Here is a 24,623-nt window from a genome sequence, read left to right as displayed (position 1 = left end):
CTGTTCAAGCCCGGCCGCACGGTCGCCGAAGTGCGCGCGGCTGCCGACGCTTTCGTCGCCGGTTGGCGCGGCGGCGCCTGATCATGGCGACAAATAATCTGACCGTTCTGGGCGACTGGGGCACCACGCGGCTGCGCCTGAACCTGTTCGACGCCGAAGGCCGTTTTGTGGACCACGCGGAGGGCGCCGGAATCGGCGACCGCGAAACCACGCCCGCCGAAACCCTGAGCCGCGCCCTGAAGCCCTGGCGGCAGATGCACGGCGTCACGCGCGTCCGTCTGTGCGGCATGGCGGGCTCAGTGAACGGTCTGGTCGAAGCCCCCTACGCCCCCTGCCCCGCCGGTGTCGAGGATTGGGCGCATGGGGCGGTGCAGGCGCCGCTGGAAGACTATGACATCCGCATCGCCCCCGGCGTGGCCGGATCGACGCCGGACGGCGCCCCCGATGTGATGCGGGGTGAAGAGACGCAGATCTTCGGCGCGCTCCGTCTTTCGCCTGAGCTGGCGCAGGGCGGACAGTTGCTGGTTTTGCCCGGCACCCACGGCAAGTGGGCGCAGGTCGTAGATGGTCGTATCATCGCCTTCCAGACCTTCCTGACCGGCGAGCTTTTCGCTCTGCTGAAAGACCGCTCGACCCTGCTGATGGGCGCCCAGCCTACGCCCGCCGACATCACCGAAGACGAAGCCCGCGCGGGGTTCGCTGACGGCCTGACGCGGGGTGCAAAGGGCGATCTGGCCAGCGCCCTGTTTTCCGTGCGCAGCCATCGTCTGCGCTCGAACTGGAGCACTGCACGCGCAGAGGCCTATCTGTCCGGCCTCATCATCGGCGCCGAAGCCGCCGAGGCCCTGGCCGCCTTCGGGAACTTGCCGATCACACTGATCGGCGCAGCCGCCCTGACCGGACGCTATGCCGCCGCCTTGCGGCAACTGAACCATGATGCGGCCCAGATGGATGGCGACGCCGCCTCATTGGCCGGGCTGCGCCGTCTTGTCGGTTAACCCAACCAACATCTGGCCGAACAACAATCAGTTGCGAACCTCCGCCATATTTGCCAGCAGTGACGCATGAACGCCCCTGACCCCCAGGAAATCCGCACATCCCTGGGTCGTAACCTGACTTACGGCCTGCTGGACTCGCTTGGTAAGATGATTGTCACGGGCGCGTTCAACGACCGCCCCTTCCCGATCGAGGCCGAACTGGCCAAACAGCACGGCGTCAGCCGTTCGGTCACGCGCGAGGCGGTCAAGATGCTGACGGCCAAGGGCCTGCTCAGCGCCCGCCCGCGCCAGGGCACCATCATCACGCCGCAGGAGGCGTGGAACCTGTTCGACACCGATGTGCTGCGCTGGCTGCTGGAGCGGAAATTCTCTCTGTCCCTGCTGCGCCAGTTCACCGAACTGCGCGTCAATATCGAGCCCGGCGCTGCGCGTCTGGCCGCACAGGCGGGCAGCGAAGAAGGCCACGAACTGATCCGGCGCGCCTTCGCCCGGATGGAGGCGGCGGAACGCGGCGACGACAACGCCCTATGGGCCGACATCGCCTTCCACGTCTCCATTCTGGAGGCGTCCGGCAACCCCTTCTACGCCCAGTTCCGCGAAGTGGTGGCGACGGCGCTTCAGACCTCGATCCAGTTCACCAACCGCTATCGTGGCTCCAACGCCAGCCTGCCCGCGCACAAGGCCGTCCTCGACGCCATCGTCGCGCGCGACGCCGAATTGGCCGCCACGACCATGCACGGCCTGATCAATGATGTTCTGGTGCTGATCCAGGAAGCAACGGCTCTGTCGGCCGAATAGGCCTATCCGCAGACGACGCACCCGTCGTCGCAACCCCATCACCATACTCAAAAAAGAAAGGCCGGACGATCGCTCGTCCGGCCAAAGTGCGCTCAAGAAGGGGGGACTTGGAGCGTTAGAAGGTGGCGCGCACGCCCACGGTCACGCGGCGGCCCGTATCCTCCAGCTGGATCAGGCGCTCCTCGTAGATCGAGTAGCTGCGGTTATGCTTGTTGGTCAGGTTGATGGCCTCGGCGAAGACCGAGATATTTTCCGTGACCTTGTAGCTGCCGCTCAGGTCGTACTGACCATAGGCGTTGACGTTTTCAGGCTGGCCGTTGGCGCCGAAGGTGCGCCGCAGGAACTTGTCGCGCCAGTTGTAGGCGACGCGGAACTGGATCGGGCCCTTTTCATAGAAGCCGACCAGGTTGGCCGTGTCCGACAGACCTTCGACGTTGAACGTCTGGCTGCTCAGCGACGGATCGAAGCCGATGCTGCTTTCGACCTTGGTGTAGTTGGCCGACACGCCCAGACCATCGAACGGCGCGGGCAGTTGATCGAAGGTGTACTGAACCGCTGCTTCGAAGCCATAGACCTCGGCCGATTGCGCATTGGCCGGACGCGTATCCATGAACTTGTAGCCGAACAACTCGGTCTCGGTCGTAACTAGAGAGACGAAGTTGGACACGTCCTTATAGAAGGCTGCGATACTGGCGTAGGAGGCCCGGCCAATAAACCAGTCCAGACCCACGTCTGCATTCCAGGCCAGATAGGGCTTCAGGTAGGGGTTCCCACTGCTGACAGAACTGGATTGCGGCGGACGAATATCGAACGACTTCGCCACCCGCAGGTTGGTCAGGGTCGGACGGGTCAGGGTCCGTGATGCAGCACCCCGCAGCACGATATCGTCGGTGATGTTGTAGCGGGCCGAGATCGAAGGCAGCAGATAGCCGTAAGTCGTGTTTTCAGACACCGGCACGGCTGGAGAATATACCGGCGTAGCTGATGTTGGATCACCCTGAACCGGCGTCAGCGACAGAAGTTGACGTGAGTTACCGTCCGCTGTCAGGTCCGTATAGACGTACCGAAGACCAGCAATCGCTGACCACCGGTGATCATTGTGATAACCGCCGAATTCGGCTTGAGCGTAGATGGCGCCCGAGGTTTCAGCCACAGAACCCGACCCCTGCGCATCATACTGAGGGGACAGGCTATTGTTGTTGGCGCTATAGACGGCGCGGAATGCGGCCTCTGCGGCCGGATTCCCACGCTGACTGATCGCGGCGTCGCTGCCGTAATAGGCAACCAGCTTGGCCAGATCATAGTCCAGCCAGCTCATGTCACCGCTGCCCAGAATATTACCCGCGTGGAAGACGCTGGTGATGTCTGCTGGCATGGAAGCGTAATAGCCGCAGTAGAAACAACCCAGCGGATCAGGCGTCAGCAGCGAGGTGATGTCCTTCTTACGATAGGTCGCCAGGCCGCCAACCTTGACGGTCTGGAGCACGCCTTCGAAATCACGACGATAGTCCAGGTTCAGTTGGGTGACCGCATCCGTCACCTCACCGCCCCGCTCGGAGCAGCAGTGCAGGACCAGACGCGACGGATCTGTCGGCGAAAGCACATTCGTCATGGTCGGCAGGCCGCCCGCGTTCAGGTCGAACGTCGGGTTAAAGCCGGTGTTGCGCGAACCGATGACGTAGAAGACCGACTTGTTCTGATCGGTCGCCTGCGAATGCGACAGGTCGACATCCAGGACCGAACGGTCGTCCGGCGTATAGCGAGCATGCAGGGCCAGTTGATAGGTCTTGGCGTCACGCGGCGAGTCGAACACGATCTGGTCGGTCGCCAGACCGCCGCTGGCCGAGCGCACGAAATGCGTGACCGAGCCGTTTTCGTTCGCGGTCGCGGAAATGATATCGCCTGGATCGGTGTAATAGCCGAGCTGGTTCGAGCGCGAGTTCACGCGCAATTGGGTGTAGAGCGCGTCCGCCGTCAGCTTCAGCTTGTCATTGACCACCCAGTCCAGAGCCAGGGTGCCGCCGATACGCTCGCGGTGGCTGTTCTCGACCGTATAGTTCAGCGTGCGTGGCAGGGCGACATTGGCGAGATCGATCGTCTTGTCGCCATTGAAGTCCAGGTTCTGGCCCGCGATCCAGCCGCCCGTATTGATGTTGGTCGCGCGCGAGTCACGCTCATCATAGGCCAGGCTGAACAGGGCGCCGAAGTCACGGGCCTCATTGCTGCCGCTGGCGACCATTGAGAAGGTCGGCGTGGTGCGATCCGCCGTGCTGTCGGTCTTGCCGGCCGCGCTTCCCGCAAAGTGGTAGCCGGGACGATCCAGAGGGCGCGCCGTGCGAACGATGACGGTCGAGCCGATGCCACCTTCCTGCTGCACCGCGTCCGACGACTTATAGACCTCGGCGCCGCTGATCAGCTCAGAAGCCAGAATGTCGAAGCTGAACTCACGGCCCGCGTTCTCAGTGGCCAGCAGACGGTTGTTCAGCAGGACGGTGTTGAACTCAGGCCCGAAACCGCGAACCGTGATGAACTTGCCTTCGCCGCCGCTGCGGTCGATGGACACGCCGGTGATCCGCTGCAGGGATTCCGCCACGTTCTGATCAGGGAATTTGCCGATGTCTTCAGCGGCGATCGAGTCGACCACGCCGACCGTGTTGCGCTTCACATCCAGAGCGCGCGCAAGGCTGGCGCGGGTGCCGGTGACGACGATTTCGTCCACGGTGGAGGGCTGGGCCGCAGCGCCAGACGGCGCCGTTTGAGCGAGCGCGGGGGCCGCGACGAAAAGGGCTAGGGCGCTTGCGCCATGCAGCAGGAAAGCGCCGCCGCGACGATGACTATCTTTCATTTCTCTCCCCAGAGACATGCATTTGGAGTGCTGTATCGCGCCCTTTCCGAGCGTCGATGAAACCCAATATCTCATAAATATGATAAATCGGAACTAAAATTTCGAGCAGGCCATTTTTTCTGCCTCACCACGCTCCCTGCGACATTATGGCCACGCGGGAACCAGACATGCGCTCACGGTTGACAAGCCTAAGCCGCGGCTGATTTATCAGATAAATAAGAATCCTGGGAGGAACGCCTCATGACTGCTCTACCTATGAACCGGAGGCTGGTCTGCCTCTCCATGCTGGGCGCTTCGGCGGGCTGGGCCACCCAGGCCGGCGCTTTCGCCCGCTACGATTCCAGCACCAAGGTGTTCCGCCTCGACGGCGGCGAAACCACCTACGCCTTCGGCGTCAATAATCAGGGTCAGGTCCAAGCCCTGTACTGGGGCGGACGTCTGGCGGATGGCGACACCCCTGGTACGCCGATCAGCGTACGAGATCATTCATCGGTCGACCTGTCGACCTCGGTCACCCCACAGGAATTCCCCGCCTTCGGCGGCGGCATGTTCGTCGAGCCCGCCCTGAAGGTCGCCTTCACCGACGGCGCGCGCGATCTGGTGCTGCGCTATGAATCCCACCGCATCACCGACCAGGGCGTCACCGTCCGCCTGAAAGACATCAACCAGGCCGTCTATGTCGAGTTGCGCTACGTCATGGACGCCGAGACCGGCATCCTGGGCCGCTCAGCCGTCGTCGAGAACCGCACGCGCAAGCCGATCCGCATCGACCAACTGGCCGCCGCCGCCCTGAACCTGCCGATCGAGGAAGATTATCAGCTCCATTATCTGACCGGCCGCTGGGCAGCGGAATGGACGCTGCAGTCGCGCCCACTGACCGCTGGATCAACCGTGCTCGAAAGCCGCAGGGGCGATACAGGCCACCAGAACAATCCGTGGTTCGCCATCGACCGCAAGAGCGTGTCTGGCGAAGAAACCGGCCCCGTCTGGTTCGGCGCCCTGGCCTGGAGCGGCTCGTGGCGCATCACCCTGGACCAGGATCCGCTGGGCGTTGTCCGCATCGTCGGCGGCTATAATCCCTTCGACTTCGCCTACCGCCTGATGCCGGGCGACACGCTGGAAAGTCCGATCTTCTACGCCGGTTATTCCGGCCACGGCATGGGCGGCGCCTCACGCCTGATGCACCGTTTCCAGCGCCGCGCCATCCTGCCGGGCGGCGAGAATGCGCCCTTGCGTCCCGTCCTCTACAACTCGTGGGAAGCCACCGAATTCCACGTCGACGAACCGGGTCAGGTCGCCCTGGCCGAAAAGGCCGCCACCATCGGTGTCGAACGTTTCGTCATGGATGACGGCTGGTTCGGCGCCCGCAACAACGACCGCGCGGGTCTGGGCGACTGGACCGTCAACCGCACCAAATTCCCCAATGGCCTGAAGCCGCTGATCGACCGCGTCAAAGGCCTTGGCATGGACTTCGGCCTGTGGGTCGAACCGGAAATGGTCAATGCCGACAGCGACCTCTATCGCGCCCATCCCGACTGGGTCCTCAGCATGGCGGGCCGCCCGCGCACCGAGGGCCGCAACCAGATGGTGCTCAATCTGGCCCGCCGCGACGTGCGCGACCATCTGCTGAAGGTGCTGGACGATCTGGTCAGCCAGAACGACATCGCCTTCCTGAAGTGGGACCATAACCGCAACTGGTCCGAGCCCGGCTGGGACCAGCGCGCGGTCGAAGACCAGCAACAGGTCTATGTCGCCTTCACCCAGAACCTTTACTGGATCATCACCGAACTGCGCCGTCGTCATCCCAAGCTGGAGATCGAGACCTGTGCAGGCGGCGGCGGCCGCGTCGATCTGGGCATCCTGACCATGACCGATCAGGCCTGGCCCTCGGACAACACCGACCCCTATGACCGCCTGACGATGCAGGACGGATTCAGCCACGCCTATGCGCCCAGCGTCATGATGGCCTGGGTGACGGATTCGCCGAACTGGGTGAACCAGCGCACGACTTCGCTGGAGTACCGCTTCCTGTCATCGATGCAGGGCGGGCTGGGCGTCGGGGCCAACCTCAACCACTGGCAGGACGACGACTTCGCCACCGCCAAACGCCTGATCGCCGAATACAAGACGATCCGGCGCACGGTTCAGCGCGGTGATCTCTATCGCCTGATCTCGCCGCAGAAGGGCTCAAACCGCTCGGTCACCCTGTCGGTGTCGCCGGACAAGTCTCAGGCCGCCCTGTTCGCCTTCGTCCATTCATCGACCAAGCTGGATCCGCAACCGCTGATCCAACTGCGCGGTCTGGACCCCAGAGCCACCTACGCCCTGCGCGCCTACGCCGGCCCACAAGCCGCCGCCGACGCCACCGCCATCAACCCCGCCCGCGCCAGCGGCGCCTACTGGATGGAACACGGCGTGGACACCCCGCTCCGCGGCGACTTCCAGGCCGCAGGATTCGTGCTGGACAAGGTCTGACTTCGCAACCGCCTTCGTGCAGACGCCCCTCGTCGGCACGAAGGCCTTCACTCATTCGCAGCAGACGCTTCAAGCTGCACGCCAATCCGCAAGGGTTGAGGCATATTCGAAGGCGGCGCATTTAGAGAAGCAGATGCGGCGATTTCCTCCATATCGGCTTCGGCTTGAGCGTCCTCGTGCAAAGGCCCTTCGATGCGTGAAACACGACCGTCGGGTGCGATCCATATCCGAACTTCCATCAAGTGGGTGGCCGCGTCCTGTAAGGCACGCCCCGCACCGAGGCGCAGCCGCATGCGCGAGGCGGCTTCAGTGTCGGCCTCCAGCCATGCGGTCAGGGCGGTGGTGGCCGTTTCAGCATAGGCCAGCCATTCGGCAGGAGGCGTCATCGACGACATGTCGGGCGACGCCGTCTGGGCGGAGGCCGCGTCCATGGCGAAGACAGACCCCAGCGCCGCCGTAATGGCCAGCAGATGTTTGCCGATGGACGCGGAGAGTTTCATCGACGGCGCGCCGGGGCTTGGGGCGTGGCGGCCGGGGCGGCTGTTGCGGCGGGCGCAGCGGACAGACGTTCGCGGTCAAAGCTGATCGTGGATATCCGGGCGTCCAGGGCCGCCACGACGTCTGAGGTCAGATCATTGGCGAAGTTGCCGCCGAGGGCCGAGGCGCGGTCGAACAGCAGTCCGCACTGATGCTGGGCATAGACCTGGGCGATGACCGGCTGAGCTTCGTTGGCGATACGCTCCATCACCGCCATGCGGGTGGCTTCGATCTCCTGGCCGTTATGGGCGGCCTTCTGCTGAAGCGCCTGCCATTGCTGGGACAGGGTCTGAGCCTGGGCGCGGAGTTGGTCGGTTTCGGCCTGGCCTTCAAGGGCGCGTGCGGCGGCTTCGATGGGCGCGCGTTCGGCGTCGATCTCGGCCTGAGCGGCCTGCGTCAGCTCGGCCAGACGGGCGGTTGCGACCCGGCCAACGGCGGCGTTGGCGAAGACCGCTTCGCGCGACAGCAGGCAGACGCCAGGGATGACCGGCCCACCCAGAGGCTGGCTTTGCGCGGGCGCAGGCGCGGCGGCCTGACGAGCGCCGCCGATGGTCTGGGCCGAGGCGACGGCGGGCATCGCGACGATGACCGCAGCGGACAGAAGAAGACGGGAAATCATGGTCAGGCTTTCGCGGACTTGGTTTTGGTCGCAGCGGCCTGAGGCCGTGCGGAGGGAGCAGAAGCATCTTCGGGTGACACGGCGATGACCTCGGCGCCGGTCCCGTTCATGCGATCCAGCAGATTGCGGAACCGGTCCAGCGAGGCGAGATGGAAATGCACCAGCGCCAGCCAGCCCTTGCGGTGCCAGTCGATCACCACATCGTCCGGCAAGGCGTTGAAACGCTCGACATCTACGATCTGGAACCCGTCCAGACCCAGCTTGCGGCCATCCTTAAGCGTGGCGTCAGCGCGGCGGTCGATCAGCAGGTTCTGCGCTTTCAACGCCTGACCAAAGGCCTGCGTCGCCGCCGCCTCGCCCTGGAAGGCGTCGCAGAAGGACAGGGCCTGACGGGTCAATTCGGTGGGCTGGCCATCCTCGAACAGGAGCGCCCCCTCCTCGCCCGCCTTCGCCACGCGGTCAGACCCGGCGTCGATGGCCAGAGCAAAGCCCTCAGGATTGACCGTGGCGATAAAGCCGAACGGATAACGCCGCACATAGGCCGGGACATAGGCGGCGGGATCCCAGCGCCCGTCCGTCACGAACAGATTGGATTGCTGCATCCCCAGAACGACGATGGGCTGGGCCGTGTCGCCCGAGAACAGCACGGGATAGGCCGCACTGGCCGCCGCCAGTTCGCCGACGACGATGGGCGCATAGGCGGTGTCGGCGGCGAAACTGACGTCACCATCGCGCAGACGCCATTCCGAATGGGCCGCCGACGAAAGCGGCTGGGGATCACGGTAGAACAGCGGAAGACCAGAGGCCTCCGGGGTCGGGGTGGTCATCGGGTTACTCCAGAAAAATCGAGAAGAGCGCGCATTTCGAACACGCGCCCTTCGTTACGAACGATCAGCCTTCGCCGAAGCCGAGGAAGCGGCTGGTGATGATCGCGGGCATGTCACGGGTGATCGGGCGGGCGCGTTCGGCCAGACGGCTGGCCTCGGCGGCGACGGTGCTGGTGGCGTTGGACGCCGCCGTCAGGGCGCTGGTGTTGACCGCAGCCACCACCGGAATGCCGACCGCGCTGCCCTTCACCTCGATATTGGCCGCATTCAGCACCTGCAGCGCCGCCAGATTGACGTCGCCCGAAACGCGGATGCCCGCCTCGCCCGCATCGATCGTGCCCAGAGGGGCGATCAGGTCGATGTCGCCCGCCGGGATTTCCGGAATGGGCGCCAGGGTGGCGATGCCTGCGCCAGTATTCTGGGTCGGCGGCGACAGAGTGACATTGCCCAGGGTGTCATAGACCCGGCGCGGGGGCTGATAGACGGCGGTCGAGGTCGAGCCGCGACCGGCGTTGATGTCGCCCGTCGCCGACCACATGAACAGGTCTCCGCCGAAGGTGGTGAAGACCCGGCTCTGGCCAAGCAGCACCGACCCCAGGGCATAGATGTCGATATCGCCCGAGCCCATGGACAGGATGCCCGCCGTCGATGGCGGAATCGTACCGCCGACGCCGACGATGGCCTGACCACCGGCAACCAGAACTTCGATATTGCCGCCGAACAGGGTGCGGATCGCCGAACCGCCAACCATGGTCAGGTCGCCGGCATAGGAGACGTCGTGACCTTGCGCGTCCTTGTCGGGGAACAGGACCGCAATGGCGTTACGCCCGCGCAGATAGGAGCCGAAGCGGCTGCTGTCGGTGTTGTTGTATTCGCGACCACCGGCCTTCAGTTCGTCGAAATAGACCAGTCGGGCGAAGACCGCGCGCTGCCCCTCATCCAGCTTGCCGAAATAGGTCAGGGCGTCGGCGCTGTCGGCGGCCTTGTAGCCGAAACGATCCGACAGCCATTTGACCAGTTCGACCTCATAGGTCTTGGCCACCTTGCCCGGTTGATCGGCCAGGGGACGACCGACCTCGGCCTTGTTCGCCGGATCGAGATAGAGGGCGTTGAAGGCGTCGTATTGAGGACCGCCTGCGCCGACACCCGTCATGACGCTGATGCCCGCGCCGCCATTACGGGTCGACGGCGACAGGTTGAACAGCGGACCAACGGAGGTGAAGCGCCCCTTGTCCGACTGATAGATGTTGCGGCCTGCCTCCACGACCAGATTGCCCGGTCCGGCGACGGTCATGTTGCCATAGATGATGTCACGGCCCGCCGAGACCAGGGTGATGTCGGACGGATCATTGTGAACCACCAGACCACCCGCGCTGAAGGCGCCCGGGATGCTGAGGATGCTGCGGCAATCGATGGCGCCATAGAGCCCGCAGCCAAGGGCCGGGCCTGTGCCCAGATTGACGATGTCGCGCCCGGCCCGGATCTTGGCCGCGCCCGAGTTCACGTAATAGGTGTTCTGCACATCATAGGTGATGAAGCCGAAGTTCAGATTATTGACGTCCCCACCTGCGGCATAGAACAGCGCAGGCGGCTTGCTGCCCTTCAACAGTGTCCCCGTGGCGGTGTCCGTCTGGAAGCTGAGTAGCGACCCGATCTGGTCGGTTATGTTGTTGCCGGCAAAGGGCAAGGGCGCATTGGGGCTCCAGTCACGACTGGCGATGAACTGGGTGATCCACGTCGGGCGGAACGGATTGGGCAACAGGTCCAACGCATTGGACATGCCCGATATGGCGATCGGCAGGCCGGCGGCATAGGCGGCTTGCCCGTCAGCGGTCCTGTAGCCGCCAGCGGAAATGCCGCCCTTGGCCAGGAACTGAACCTGCCCCAGAGGCGATGGCGCCAGTTCAAGCGGCCGCAGATTACAGGAGTAGTCGTCGCAACGCTCGCCATCCCAGAAGATGTCGCCGCTGGCCGAGGTGACATTCAGGATCGGCGGATACCAGTAACGACCATCGCGCGCCGCGCCATTGCCGTTCGACAGGGTCAGAGGCGTGATACTTCCGCCCGCGCTGAACAGGTTGACGCTGGTGTCTTCGCGCCACAGCGAGAAGCTGGTGTTCATGACGAAGCCTTCGGGGCGAACATAGACGCCTGAGGCGTCGAGATAGCCCAGCGAGACACCGGCGGCCGACATCTGTGTCGAGCCAGGGTCGCCTACGCCGGCCAGAACCAGATCACCGCGCGTATCCAGACGGACATCGCCGTCGCCGATGACCACCGTCACGCCGCCCGTGGTTCTGCGCATCACATTGCTGGTCAGATCCCGCTTGCGCGGGTCAATGAAGTCGACGGTCTCGGCATAGGTCATGTGGCCGATGCCGCCGGCCAGCACGTTCATGTCGCCGCGCAGGCTGACGATCGAGCCGCCGAGATCAGCGCCCAACAGCCCGGCGCCGTCGTTCAGGCGACCGCCGATCAGGATGGTGATGTCGCCGCCGCCCGTCTGGACCAGACGCCCGTCGGTGACGACGCCCGAGGTGCGCGTGACCGACGTCACACGCCCAGTGCCGCCCACGGCGAAGTTCAGACCCGTGCTGGCGATGGCCGCACGGTTGGAGTCCGGGTAGCTGACGCCATCCGTCGACCAGTCGGCCACGACACCGGCATCCCCGCCGGAGCGAACGGTCAGATTACCGCCGCCCAGCGCGCCGATGCCCATGAAGCCTTCCAGCATCGGCGCATTGAAGTTCAATGCGGTCATGGCGCTGGCGGCGTTGTTCGGGACATAGCCGCCGAAGTTGATCCACCAGGCCGTGGGCATGTCTTCGCCCATCTGCGGCGTGCGGCCTTCGCTGAAGCCATAGCCGCCCTGACGCCACAGCCAGTTGCCGACGGATCCGCTGCCGACGCGGTGGTTGGCGGACGAACGACCGGTGGAATAGCCGATCATGCGGTTCTGCACCGACAGCAGCACGTCGCCGCCGTTCTCCGGGTACCAGGCGCGATAGTCCTGAATGGAGGCGGCATAGTTGTCGAAGCCCTCGCCGATCCACGGATTGGCCAGATTTCCTGACCCGGCCAGGACGGCGCGCGGCTGGTTGAAGACGTTGTAGCCATCCAGCGTCAGACCGCCGATGTCTTCCGACGGCGTACCCGCCGTATAGACGCCGTACAGGGACAGTTGCTCGTAGGAGCCGCCCGCCAGCAGATCCAGCGATCCCGTGCCGGTGCGGATGACGCTGAAGTTCTGCATCCGTTTCAGCGCAGCAATCTGCGGATCAATCAGACCCGGCGCCAACACAGCCTGAGGATTGAAGTAGTGACGATCCGACAGGGTCAGATTGCCCGTCTGCCCGGCCTGAGCCAGTTCGCTGGCGGCGCGCAGGGTGCGACCGTCCGCCGAAGCGAGATCAGCGCCCGCGACCAGTCGCATGGACCAGGATTGCGAGCCCCGTTCCAGCATCGGCGCCACGGCCCAGATTCGGCCCTGCGTCCCATCCGCCTGGATCGGCCGGGTGTTCTGCATGATGCCGCCTACAGGCTGCAGATTGGCCCCGGCGGGAATGAGCGACCCGGCCGGCGCGACCACATTGGCGTTCAGATAGACGTTGGGCGTGTTGAACAGGTTGAACGGCGTGCCTGCCGGAACCACCGTCGCGCGGATCGACAGATTGCCCGCCGTGCCCGCACTTTGACGCGGCAAGACCGTGCCTGCGCCGAACCAGACGCCCGCCGCCAGGCTGGTCGTCACGGTTTGGCCGGGGGTCCAGATTGGCGCTGCGCCCGCAAGGAAGGCGGCCTTGCTGGCCCAGATGGGCGCTTGCGGGACCCAGCCGCCTGTGGGGGCCGACATGCTTGAGTTGGATTCAAAGCCGAAGGGAATGACCCCGCTGTCGCGACGCAGGGCCGTGCCTGAGCGAATGGTCACCTCGAAAGGCAGCACCGCGGTAGAGTTTGCGCCGCCCGGAATGGTGCTCGCGGTGGCCAGGCTGGGATCACCGACCAAGGTGAACGCAGACGTCAGGACCAGCGGCTGGCTGATCAAGCCGAACGGGCCGTCGATCTGGACCGTGCTGTCATGCGGCAGCACATCGCCGATCTGCAGCTGGGTCGCGGCGGACAGGGTCATGCGCCCCGGCAGCGGCGTGCCCTTGGGCCAGGTCGTCGCCTTCAGCGCCACATTCATCGGCAAGACGGCGCCTGCATCCAGCATTGAGTCCGCAGGCAGAACCGTGCCCGCCGTCATGATCGCACCCTTGGCGATGATGCTGCCGTCCGGCAGACGGATCGCGGACGTCGCCACCCAGTCCAGGGTCAGGGTGTAGGTCTGGGCCAGTTGCGTCGGTGCGCCGATGACGGTGTTGCGGTTGACATTGAAGCCCTGAACCGGAGCATCGAACGTCAGGCTTGCGCCCAGCGGGAGTTGCGCACCCGCGGCCAGTTTAAGCGGCGCCGACAGCTGGTGATCGGCGATCCATTCGGTGTTGACGCCCTGAGTGCCGGGATAGAGGACCCAGCCGTTATCGTCGGGCGTACGCGCCGGTTCGGCGAACCCGTCCGTGATGCTGCCATAGATATCCAGCTTGTCCGCCGCGCGGATCAGCAGGACGCCCGCCTCTCCCGAGCCATAGACCTGGGTCAGCGGCGTCGCGGCGTTCAGGCTGGCATAACGATAGCCGGCCATGTTCAGGTCGCCGGACACCCGCAGGCTTTCACCCGCCGCACTGCGCAGTTCGACGCCCGGACGCAGATGGAAGGCGTCAGCATAGGCCGTCAGTCCGGCCATTCGGCCCAGCAAAGCGGCATTGCCGATGGCGGCGTTGATGAAGGCGGTGCTGTCAGCGTGGACGCCATCCATCAGGGCCTGATCGATAACGCCGCCCGAAGGCTGGTAGGAGCGGAAGCCATTCACCGACAGGCTGCTGGCGCCCTTGATCGTCAGCGGACCGCGCGCGTCGATGGCGACATCAGCGCCGCCCAGACGACGGGCGTTCAACTCGACCTGGCCGCGCTTCACGCCATCCGGGGCCGACAGGTCCAGCGTGGACCCGGAAGCCAGCGTCAGTTGGCCGCCTGCCGAGGTCAGCTCGATCGTGGCGCGGTTGGAGGCGTCGATCGGCGCGCCATAGCTGTCCACCACCAGCGTCTTGCCGCTGGCGTCCAGAACCGCCGTCGAAGCCAGGGTCAGGTCGTCACGTGCAGCCAGACGGATCGAGCCAGGACGATAGCCGCTGGCGTTGATCGTGCCGGTCACCGTCAGATTGCCTCCATCCGCAGAGATGGAGACGTGACGGGCCTGAACCTCGTCGCCGATGGTCAGGTCGCCGGTCTTGATGACAAAGCTGCGCGCTTCCGTCACGCCGCTCTCGGTCAAGCGACGGTTCAGGCCGGCGAAATCAGTCAGGGTCCCTGCACGCACATCGATGGAGCCGTTGCGCATGGCGGGGTCGGCAGGCTTGTCGCCATTACGGGCGCGGCCATTGATCGAACCGTTCAGGTTCACCGCACCCTGCAGGGCCGTGACCTTCAGAACACCTGCGTGATTATAGTCGGCGCTGATGTCGATGGTCGAACCGCCGGCCTGCTGGACCGAACCCTGGGTGCTTTCCAGCTCCACATCGCCGCCCCAGCTGTAGCGGGTCTCATCGAAGAATTTGGTGTCGCGGCCCGCCAGATCGAGGCGCGCCCCGTCCTGCAGGCGGATGTCGCCGGTCGTCGCCGTCATCACCAGCTTGCCGCTGGGCAGGGCGATGGTGGTGTCAGCCAGGACCGAACCGGCCGTCAGACGGATTTCCGCCCCCAGCGCCGCCTCAACCTTGCCGGTCGACGCCGTCTGGCCTTCGCCGCGACGGACATTGATCGCATCCCCCGCCTTGTAGCGCAGGCGTGAACCAGCCTGTCCGGTCAGCAGCGGCGTATTCAGGTTCAGCACCCCGCCCTGCCCCGCCTGACCATAGACGGCCTGGGACTGATAGACGGCCAGATCGCCATAATGGTTGGCTTCGATCCGGTCGGACGCCGTCAGGTTCACCGAGCCGAAGCCCAGCGCCAGACGGTTCAGCGGCAGGTTGCTGCTGATCGCCACGCCGTCCTGATAGCCCAGCACGATCCGCTCGGCGATCAGGTCCAGCATCCCCAGTCCCGTTCCTGGGCCGTTGGCGATGGTCGCTCCCGGAAGAGCCGTTGTCGGGATCGAATTGACGGACGTGCCCTGATTGCCGAGCAGGCCGTTCCAGACCAGGGTTCCGGTGGTGATGCGCGCGACATCGTCCGCCGTGCCGTGGCCATAGAGGGCGGGCGTATTCAACACCAGTTGCAGGCTGGACTTGCCGGTTGCCGGGTCGCGCGTGTCCAGACTGATCGAACCGTAGAAGTTGATCGACTGGTTGGCGCTGAGCATCAGCCGCTCCAGACGCGGTGCGCCGCTGGCGGGGTCGCCGCGCATCAGGCGATCCAGCACCGTCTGGTTCAGCGCGATGCCGCCCGGCAGGATGCCTTGGGCTGCGGCATCGGCCAGGGCCTGCGTCGTGCCCAGATTGACCGATCCGGTCGAGAAGCCGAGGTAGCGCGCGCCATAGTTGACGTTCTCGCCCAGACGCACGACGCCGGGGCTGACGAAGCTCAGCGTGCCGTCGGTGTAGATGGAGGCGCCGTCCTCGACCGTGACCGATCCAGAGCCAGAAGCACCGGCGCTCGACGTGTATTCCAGCAGGCCGTTCGACACCGACAGCAGGTTGATGTTGTCGGCCCGCAGTGTGTAGCCCATCGCCGATGAGAAGGCCGGATCCCCCTGGCCCAGAGTGCTGATCCGCGCGCCGTCTTCGACCAGAATATCGCCGTTGCCGCTCGAGATCAGCAGGACCTGGGGCGCGATCAATTCCGCACCCTCACGCACTGTGACGCCGCCGAAACCGCTGCCGAACGAAACACCGTTGGGCAGACCACCGCCCGCCGTGATGAGGAGGTCGTTGACGTTGACGCCCATCGCGCGCTGGACCAGCCCGCCGATGGTCATGACCTTGGCGCCCACAGCGTTCAGGTCCGCCGCATATAGCGACAGCGCGCCCGGCGTGGCGACACCGCCTGCCCCCAGGATTTCCAGCGTCAGATTCTGCATGCCGTAGGGGTTGCCGCCGACCACCGCCAGCGAACCGCCGATGCCGCCCTTGGCCGCCTCAAACAGGCCCTTGCCCTTGAACGAGAAGGCCGGGCGATCACTGTCGCCGCGCGGCGGCGTCAGGGCCAGGGTGAAGACCTTGCCGTCCTGAGGCAGCAGCGGCAGCGGATTGTCGAACTGCGCCTTGGTCGGCGCCGCCATCAGGAAGTCGCCAAAGCTGGTTTCGTTATACTGGGAATAGGTGCGCACCGTCTTGGACGAGGTCAGGATGGCCTCGACCTGCAGCGCGCTCTGCGCCGTCGTATTGGCGTAGGTGGTCGTGACGCCCAGATGCACCGATCCATCGGCCAGGGTGTTCAGCCCCCCCGCGCCCGGACGCAGGCTCGACCCCAGTTCGACGCGGAAGGCGCCGTCCATCAAGGCGAACTCGGCCGGCAGCAGCATATAGGTTCCGGCGGGCAGACCCGGCACGCCTTCAGGAATGACGATCTGCTGGCCCACGCCCGGCTGGGCATGACCGGCAAGAGCCGTCGGCGCCGCCGAACCCTTGTAGTCGGGAACGATGGCATAGACCTTGTTGTCGGACTGGCTCAGCCCCTGGAAGGCAGGACTGACATTGGCCAGGGCCGTGGTCAGGATGTCGACTGAACCGCCGCGACCGTTGATGAAGGCGCCGCCAGCGGGCGTGCCGCCGCCCGACAGGTCCAGCACCGAACCTTCGTCCGCGCGCAGCGATCCCACTACGGCGACGCCCTGCAACAGATTGGTCGTCGTCTTTTCAACCCCGTTCAGAAGCCACGTCAGGCCATCGGTCGTGCCGCCGAAGGGGATGACCAGATCACGGGCGCTGACCGAGGTCAGGCTGCCGTTCAGCAGATTGATCTCGGAGGTGGTGATCGCCACCTGGTTCCAGCTTGTCTGGCCAGGCTGCAGGGCTTCAGGCCCTGGAACGAAGGAATAGCCGCCGACACCCAACTGGATCGAACCCAGCGGCGCGCGCAGAACGCCGCCCTGGTTGATGATGTCGGCGCCGACGGTCAGCGAACCATAGATGGACAGGGGCGCAGAGGGCGCCACGCCGTCCAGCTTGTGGAAGCTGACCGTGCTGCCCGTCATCAGGGTGTTCCACGGTGTGGGCGACCCCGGAATACGATAGGCGTACTTGCCGGCGTAAATGCCCGCCAGCACATTGGTCAGCGGATAGATCTGGGCTGCGGTCAGGGAGATATTGCTCAACGCATTCAGATCGCCGCCGGTCATGCGGATGTCGCCGCCGCTGACAAGATTGACCTGTTTCGGCGCCAGATAGTCGTAGTCGCGCAGGCGCCCGCCGCTAAGGCCGATGCTGCCGTTCACCCCAAATTGGGCGGAGCCTATGTCAATCAGACCCCCGGTGATCGTCAGCTCGCCACGGCCGATATCGGGCCGTTTGAACAGGGCTATCGCCCCCAGCTGGTGCTGAACCAGATCATTGCCCAGCATACGACCGGCGCCCGCCAGCTTCACATAGGCGGCGCTCAGGCGCGCATCCGTATCCGGCTGCAGATTGGCGATGCTGCCCGTCAGGGTCAGGTTGCGCGACAGGTTCAGGTCAATCGCGCCGTTCAGCAGGATCACATCATCCGTCGCCAGCGTCAGGCTGTCGAAGCCGCCCTTCTTGATCTGGTCCACGCCCAGACGCGCCTGGCCGACGAAGTTGCGGACGCCAGCGTTGCTGAGCTCCGCCTCAACGGTGGTCTGGCCCGGCGCCCAGCAGCCGGTGATGCAGTCGCCGAAGCGGATGTCAGCACGAAGGCTGCCCTCGTGCGTCTCATCCAGATAGATGCTGCGCAACTGGCGCATGAAGTCCGGCATGTCGCGCGTCGGCGAACCGAGGGCCGGCAGATAGGGCGTGGTGAGCGTCACAGACAACAGGCCGCCCGAGGCGCCTGCACCGCCTGCCTTGGCGCGCATCTCGCCGTCCAGGAAGATGCCGTACTGCGAACGGAAGGCGATCGAGCCGCCGTCCGTCGCCAGTTTCAGGCTGTTGCGGGTCTCAGGCAGGATGGTCGAAAGATAGTCGATTTCGGCTGCGGCGCCCGAGGCGTCCAGCACCGCGCCGGGACGCACGACCACATAGGCGGCCGTTTCGCCGCCCACGCTGATCGACCCGCCCTTGGACAGGCTGGCGTATCGCAGGCCGAATGCATCAACGGCGGTGCGCGCCCGGCCCGAAACATCGATGACGCTGTTCTCACCCAGCCAGACCGCGCGCTTGGCGTCGTAGTGGATGATGTTGCCCGCGTAATCGCGGTTCGTGTTTTCCTTGGGGCCTGCCGTCAGGCTGACTGAACCGCCATGCGCCTCGATCCGCCCTTCCATCAGGATGCTCTGGGCGGCGTTCAGGTTGACCGACTGCCCATCATCGACGCGGATCACACTGCCTGCAGCGACGGTGACATTGCCCAGATTCTGCGGATCTCCGATCACGTCGCCATAGGGACCGACCCGATTGCGGGGGCCGACGCCATTGGCTGTCAGCGTCAGGCCAGCGCCCTGACGCTGAATGAAGCGGCCCTTGACGGCGTCCTCGCGGAACATCTCGGGCAGCCACAACTCCATCGCGTCTTCTGGCGCGGCGCCGCTGGCGATGTTGGCGCTGGCGGCGTTGTAGCGGCGCACAGGCGCGGTCACGTCGATGACGCCGCGCACCTGCAGGTCACCGCCCGAACGGATATCATAGTTGGAGAAGCCTGCCTGGAAGAAGTCCGTGCCCAGATGCAGGGGCTTGGCCACATGCGCATCCACCGGAAGCGTCAGCCCGGCTTCAAGCATCCGTCCCTTGGGCAGTTTCAGATCGGTCTCGAGAACCGTGCCCTTGGTGTAGCTGAAGGACTGGGCCGGAATGGCCAGGCCATTGGGGAAGGCGTCTGCAGGCAGCTCATAACCCGCCGTAAACTCGCCCCACAGCACGCCGATCGGAGAGCCAGCCGGGATGACCATCCCTTCCGAATATTCGATCGCATAATCCGGGTCATAGGCCACCATGCCAGGCGGCACCGTCCAGTCGCCCCCCATGACAAAATCGTACGCTTCGACAAGCGTGTCTGTCTCAAAGGTTCCGCCCGGCGCAATACGGTCCACGGTGTAGCTGTAGTCAAACGGCAGCTCCCATCCGGCGGGCAGGATCAGATCCTGTGTCAGCTGCAGGTCCAGCGGCAGAGTGTCGCCAGCCTTCAGCACATCACCACCGCCCAGAACGGTTTCGCCGATGGTGATCGGACGACCAGCCGCCGACAGCGTCAGCCGCCCGCCCTTGCCGTCGCCCGAACCATAGGAACGGATTTCCCCGTTCAGAACCATTTCATTGGCGTTCTCGCGGTTCAGGAAACCGACGCCCAACCCCACATCGCCGCCATTGGCGCTGACGAACGACCCGTCCTCGCGGATCGCGCCGCCTGCCGAGGCGTCGATGAGGCTGCCCTTGCCCAGGCGCAGATCGCCCTGTCGGCTGTCCAGCATGATGGCGCCGCCATCCAGGTGCGCCATGTCGGCCCGGTCGCCGCCTGTCGCCAGATTGACCCACAGGCCGCGCGTATCCAGCCGCACGCCGTCGCCGATGCTGAGGTCCGTCACCGTCGCACAGCCCGCCGAACAGGGTTGAACCGCCGCCAGTGAGATAGAGCCGCTGCGGGCGGTCAGGTCAGCGTTGACCGCGATCTCGGTCGCGGTGAAGGCCAGTTGCCCGCCATTGGCCAAGGTCACATCGTTCTCAACGGCGATCTTGCCGCTGACGATCCGCAAGGCGCCGAGGCCCGCGTCGTTGATCGTATCCGCAGAGATCAGAACCTGGTTCTGCTTGACGCCGCCCGCTACGGTCGTTGCATCACCTATGACCACGTTGTTGTTAAACGGCGTGACGGTCTGGGCTGCGGGCGAGTAGTTCTGCGCCAGGCCCGCGCCGATATAGAGTCCCCCCGCCAGAGGCGAGACGTTCTGGGGCAGGCCATAGCCATCCAGACGATTGGGCATCCCGTTGGCGATGCCGTTCTCATTCAGCGCCGGAGAGGTCTGCGGACGAGCGTTGACCTGACGTTCGCCAATGATCACGTCGGCCATGATCTGACCCTGCATCAGCACGGTCGGCGCCGACAGGGTGATCACGCCCGCGTCACGCCCGACGGTGTAGCCATCCTCCCAGCGCGCGCTGCGTCCGCCGCTGAACAGCGGACGGCCATAGACCTTCGTATAGGCTTCGCCCCAGCGCTCATGGCTGCGCACGAAGGCGTCGCCGATGGACAGCATCTTCACGCCCGCAGGCGCCTGGCCGATGTCGTACATCCGGCCGTCCGACCCCATCATGCGGGTGGACTGCATATAGCCGCCCGCATAGCGCATCGATCCGCCCGAGATGTCGAGGACAGCGCCATCCTTGATGACGATCTCGGCGGAGTTGATGTTGATGGTCCCGCCGACAGAGGTCCACTCGCCGATGCCGTGCGCCGTGTTGCCCAGATGCCCGCCGACTTCCAGCAGGCCGCCCGGCGTATAATAGCGGTCACCGACATGGCCGCCCGTGCCGCTGGGCATCAGAACCAGATCGCGCACGTCGATCCAGACATCTGTGCTGCGGATGCCGTCACCTTCACGGTTCAGCGCGGAATCACGCATGTCGAAGGGGCGGACGTTTATCTTCAGATTGTTGGACGCCATGTCCATCATGACGTCCTGAACGCCCGAGACGTCCAGCAGCGCGCCGCTGTCGATGGTCGTGCGCTTCATCGCCACGACGGCGATCTGACCGCCCTGGGCGATGGTCTGCGATCCACCCTGGAAGATGGCCTCGCCGCCCGTGGTGATCTCGACCCGCGACATGTCCTTGCGGTCAGGCTGCAGATAGCCGAGGCGGCCGATGCCCTGGTTGTTCAACAGCGACGGGCGACCCGTGGCGTTCAGCGATTCCGCGATCAGGGCGTCGCGCTGGGCGTTGGTCGCCGTGGTCTTGCTGTCGAGTTCCGGCAGGATCAGCGTCAGGCTGTTTCCGGTCAGGGTGACGCTGCTGGTGGCATCCGACAGATCGGTCAAAAGATGGATCGTGCCGCGCGTGTTCACCGATGTGGTGGCCACCGCCACGCCGCCCTGAACGACCGTGTGGCCGGCCAGGGTGATGTCGCCTTCACGCGCCTCGATCACCCCTGTGTTGACCACGCGTCCGCTGGTGCTGCCCGCATCCAGAGTGATGACGATTTCCTGGCCGCGCGTCGTCGAGGCCTGGTTGGCCAGGGTGCCGTAGCCAGCGCGCACCAGGAAATTATCGCCTGCCGACAGGATGGTCTGGCCGCGGTCCGTGACGATGGTTCCGCGGTTTTCGACCGTCTTGCCCATCAGCATGACATAGCCGCCGCCCTCGACCACCGTGGCGGGGGCGGCGGTCTGGATGCGGGCGCCCGCCTCGACCGTCACAGCGCCGCCCGCATCGGTGAAGGCAGGCATGGTGATCGGCGGCAGCCAGAACTCCGGCGGGATCACCACGTTGGAGTGGATGCCCCGCTCCATGAACTGGATGTTCGAAATGTCGGCCGTCGAGGCGACCAGATTGCGGACATTGACCTGCGACGAACCGCCAAAGATCACGCCGTTGCGGTTGATGATGAAGACCGATCCGTTGGCCTTGATGTTGCCCAGGATGCGGGTCGGATCCGCCGACACATCCGTCACCCGGTTCAGCACGACCCAGTTGGAGGCGTCCTGTGCAAAGACCAGATCGGTCTCACGCCCGACGTTGAAGCTGTCCCACGTCAGGATCGCCTTGTCGCGGGTCTGGTCGACAGTGACCAGGGTGCGGCCATCGGCGCCAACCGTCTGTTTCGGGCCGTTCGCGCCGACCCACAAACTGGGATCCAGCGTGACGCCTTCGGCGACCTGAAGCCCGCCGTGACCCAGGCCATTGGGCACATTGCTCTGGGCGGCGAAGGCGGCGGCGCGGGCCGCCGGCTGGGCATCCGTCATGGCCTGACGGGTTGCGGCGGCGCGGGTGAAGTTCTCCAGCGCCCGACGCGTGGCGGCGTTGGCGTCGCCCTGTCGCAGGGCTTCGGTCTGGGCGGCGCGCGCGGCGGCGGCGGCCGGGTCTGCACCTGCGCTGCGACCGCCGCTGATGCGGCTGTTCTGAGCCTCGGCGACGCCCGTCAACAGCATGGAGCCGAGCGACACACCGATCAGCAGACGATTACGCAGCGAGTGAGCTTGGAACATCATCGGACGAACTCCAGGTGCGCAACAGCCAGGATCACGGCGGCGCGGGCAGGATTGAGAAGGACGCCAGGCGCCAGGCGGCGGGCGTTAAAAATCGAAATGAAAGTCGGGGCGCTCATCGGCGTGGCGGCGTCGCGGGACGGTCGGGACGCCAGGCCTGCGCCGAGACGCCAAGGTTCGGCCCCAACCGCAGGTTCACACCCGACTGGCTGGCGACGCCGACCTGAACATCGGGAGAGCCTGCGGCGGGAACATCGATCCCGACGCGCGCCTGCGCCTGACTTTGCCGCGCGGCGGCCTGCAGGCGTTGGGCGACACAGTCCAGATGACCCGCGCGATAGCCCCCGACATCCACCTGGACGCAGGGGCCGCCGTTGCCAGATGTCGGCGCCGGAGCAGGCGGACGCGCCTCAACCCTGGCCGACTGCGCCGAGGCGCCAACCGGCGCCGCCAAGGCTGCACCGATCAGCACGACGCGAATGAGCTCCCGTCCGGCACATCGCATACCGGACGGGAAAGACGACGAAACGGGTCGCAGGAACCGGCGGGAACCGGAAACGCCGTGCGCCGTCTGGGTCGCGGCGATGGGACGATCAGCCCTGTGGGGATACAGGGCCGCCGCCGTTCTGGTCAGGAACATCATCGCCACGGCCGGTCTCTTAGAACCGGGTCGCCAGGTCGATCATCAGACGATCAACCGAGAAGGGCGCATCGGCGATTTCCTCAGCCGATATCCAGCGGAACCCGGCCGAGGTGTTGCGTCCCAGACCATAGTTTCCGCCGATCATCCAACCGCGGTTGTTGGTGCCGCCGATGTGGAAATCGCTCTCGGCCAAGGCGTCCAGAACCGCGTCGGATTCCAGATAGCGATAGCCGACCGTCATGTTCCAGTCGCCGCGCTGGGCGATGTCCAGTTGTCCGACGCTCAGACGCGCAGACCAGCCAGTGTCGCCGCCGTCCCACGGACCGAAGGTCGTGGCGTTGACCATCGGACCCAGGTTGTTGACCGCGCGCGCCGCCACCAGCGCCCGATCCAGGCCCAGGTTCTTGACGTAGTCGCCCTCGAAACGAACCGTGGTGCGTTGATCCAGCGCATAGTCGATCTGGGCGCGCAGGTTCAGCACCTCATAGGCCGAAGCCAGACCGAAATACTGCACTTCCGGGCTGCTGGTCGGATTGTTCGGGTCGGCGATCACGCTGCGGATCGGGAACAGGGTGTTGCCGAACTGCTGGAAGGCCGGACGCGATGCGTCGGTGTCGCAGGTCTGTTCGTACCAGTAGCAGGGGCTGGAGACCTCGCCTTCGACGCCGTCGAAGTAGAAGTAGCCCGCCGCCGCCTTGACCTGCACCCGGTCCATCGGGCGGTAATCGACGCCGAACTGGACGGCGCCCATATATTTGTCCTGGCTCTTGAACGACCGGCCCTGGCCCACCGCCGCATTGCGCGTGCCGTAGTTCAGGCTGGTGTTGAAGATCGGGAAGGCGCCGACCGTGCCGAACAGGTTCAGGTTCTCGCCGAACCCGTGGCTGGCCGAAACCGCGACGCCGTCAAAGTTCAGGTCGTCGTCAAACAGCAGGTCCGAGGTCCAGAACGGATTGGCGAACCGGCCAAAGCTCAGGTCCACATTCTCGACGGGCGTCATGTGGATGGCCGCGCGGTCCAGCCACAGGGCGTATTTGCCGAACTCGCCATTGCCGCCCAGGGTCTGGTTGGTCGAGACGGGCGAGCTGTCGTTGCCCGTCGCAATACGCACCTCGGCCGAGATCCAGTCGTCAATGCGGACATTGACGCCCAGGCGCGCGCGGATGCGGGCGCGTTGACGGTCTTCCAGGGCGTTGAGGTAAGGCGGGGCGATATAGCCCGGCGTCTTGTCGTTGATGTTTTGGCCGCCGCCCGCGTTGATGGCGCCGAAGTCCTCAAAGATGTCGCTATTGGCCTTGTCCATGAACAGGCCCTCTGCCCGCACGCGGACATCGCCGGTCAGGGTGATGCGTTGCGTCCATTCCGGCGTCTGACCCGGCGCCGACCAGCCCTGGGCCTGAGCTTGGGTTCCCAGCTCGGCGCGAAGCTCCGCCTTCAACTGCTCGCGGACGACCAGCGGCACATAGGGGATGGTCTGGACGCCGTTGGCGACGCCGCCTGCGGGGACGGGCGGCAGGGGTGCGGGGCGGGTGG

The 24,623-nt window shown here is 65.2% G+C and carries 10 protein-coding genes; 3 read left to right on the top strand and 7 right to left on the bottom strand.

Translation table 11 applies throughout. The features are described from left to right. Both QZ281_RS08535 and QZ281_RS08530 read left to right on the top strand, forming a co-directional pair. The coding region (locus QZ281_RS08535) for a 2-dehydro-3-deoxygalactonokinase (protein WP_292227166.1) at window positions 1-998 on the top strand (998 nt) is incomplete at its 5' end. Between the two features lie 66 nt (window positions 999-1,064). Next, the gene (locus tag QZ281_RS08530) at window positions 1,065-1,796 is read left to right on the top strand and encodes a FadR/GntR family transcriptional regulator (protein WP_292227163.1); all 732 of its coding nucleotides are present in this window, start codon (window positions 1,065-1,067) and stop codon (window positions 1,794-1,796) included. Window positions 1,797-1,911: 115 nt separating this feature from the next. Here QZ281_RS08530 and QZ281_RS08525 read toward each other — a convergent pair whose 3' ends face one another. Continuing rightward, window positions 1,912-4,641, bottom strand: a complete 2,730-nt coding sequence (locus tag QZ281_RS08525; protein WP_292227162.1) for a TonB-dependent receptor — start codon at window positions 4,639-4,641, stop codon at window positions 1,912-1,914. Between the two features lie 240 nt (window positions 4,642-4,881). Between QZ281_RS08525 and QZ281_RS08520 the strand changes: the two genes are divergently transcribed. Beyond that, entirely contained in the window at window positions 4,882-7,116 is a 2,235-nt protein-coding gene (locus QZ281_RS08520) for an alpha-galactosidase (RefSeq protein WP_292227159.1), read from the top strand. A gap of 47 nt (window positions 7,117-7,163) precedes the next feature. Here QZ281_RS08520 and QZ281_RS08515 read toward each other — a convergent pair whose 3' ends face one another. From QZ281_RS08515 to QZ281_RS08490, 6 genes are all read right to left on the bottom strand, one after another. Further along, the gene (locus QZ281_RS08515) at window positions 7,164-7,616 is read right to left on the bottom strand and encodes a hypothetical protein (RefSeq protein WP_292227157.1); all 453 of its coding nucleotides are present in this window, start codon (window positions 7,614-7,616) and stop codon (window positions 7,164-7,166) included. Further along, window positions 7,613-8,272 (bottom strand): OmpH family outer membrane protein, encoded by a 660-nt coding sequence (locus tag QZ281_RS08510; protein WP_292227155.1) that lies wholly within the window; start codon window positions 8,270-8,272, stop codon window positions 7,613-7,615. The genes QZ281_RS08515 and QZ281_RS08510 overlap by 4 nt, the downstream gene beginning before the upstream one ends. A gap of 2 nt (window positions 8,273-8,274) precedes the next feature. Further along, on the bottom strand, window positions 8,275-9,099 hold the full coding sequence (locus QZ281_RS08505) for a SapC family protein (protein ID WP_292227152.1): 825 nt from the start codon (window positions 9,097-9,099) through the stop codon (window positions 8,275-8,277). A gap of 64 nt (window positions 9,100-9,163) precedes the next feature. Beyond that, window positions 9,164-22,450: a filamentous haemagglutinin family protein gene (locus tag QZ281_RS08500; protein WP_292227149.1), complete on the bottom strand. Its 13,287-nt coding sequence runs from the start codon at window positions 22,448-22,450 to the stop codon at window positions 9,164-9,166. Between the two features lie 112 nt (window positions 22,451-22,562). Then, window positions 22,563-23,096 carry a hypothetical protein gene (locus QZ281_RS08495; RefSeq protein WP_292227146.1) on the bottom strand — a complete coding sequence of 178 codons (534 nt, stop codon included), beginning with the start codon at window positions 23,094-23,096 and terminating at the stop codon, window positions 22,563-22,565. A gap of 10 nt (window positions 23,097-23,106) precedes the next feature. Then, the coding region (locus tag QZ281_RS08490) for a putative porin (protein ID WP_292227143.1) at window positions 23,107-24,623 on the bottom strand (1,517 nt) is incomplete at its 5' end.

Source organism: Brevundimonas sp., from assembly GCF_018608325.1.
Taxonomy (GTDB): domain Bacteria; phylum Pseudomonadota; class Alphaproteobacteria; order Caulobacterales; family Caulobacteraceae; genus Brevundimonas.
The sequence above is the reverse complement of the archived record's forward strand: the minus strand, read 5'-3'. Positions and strand labels throughout refer to the sequence as shown.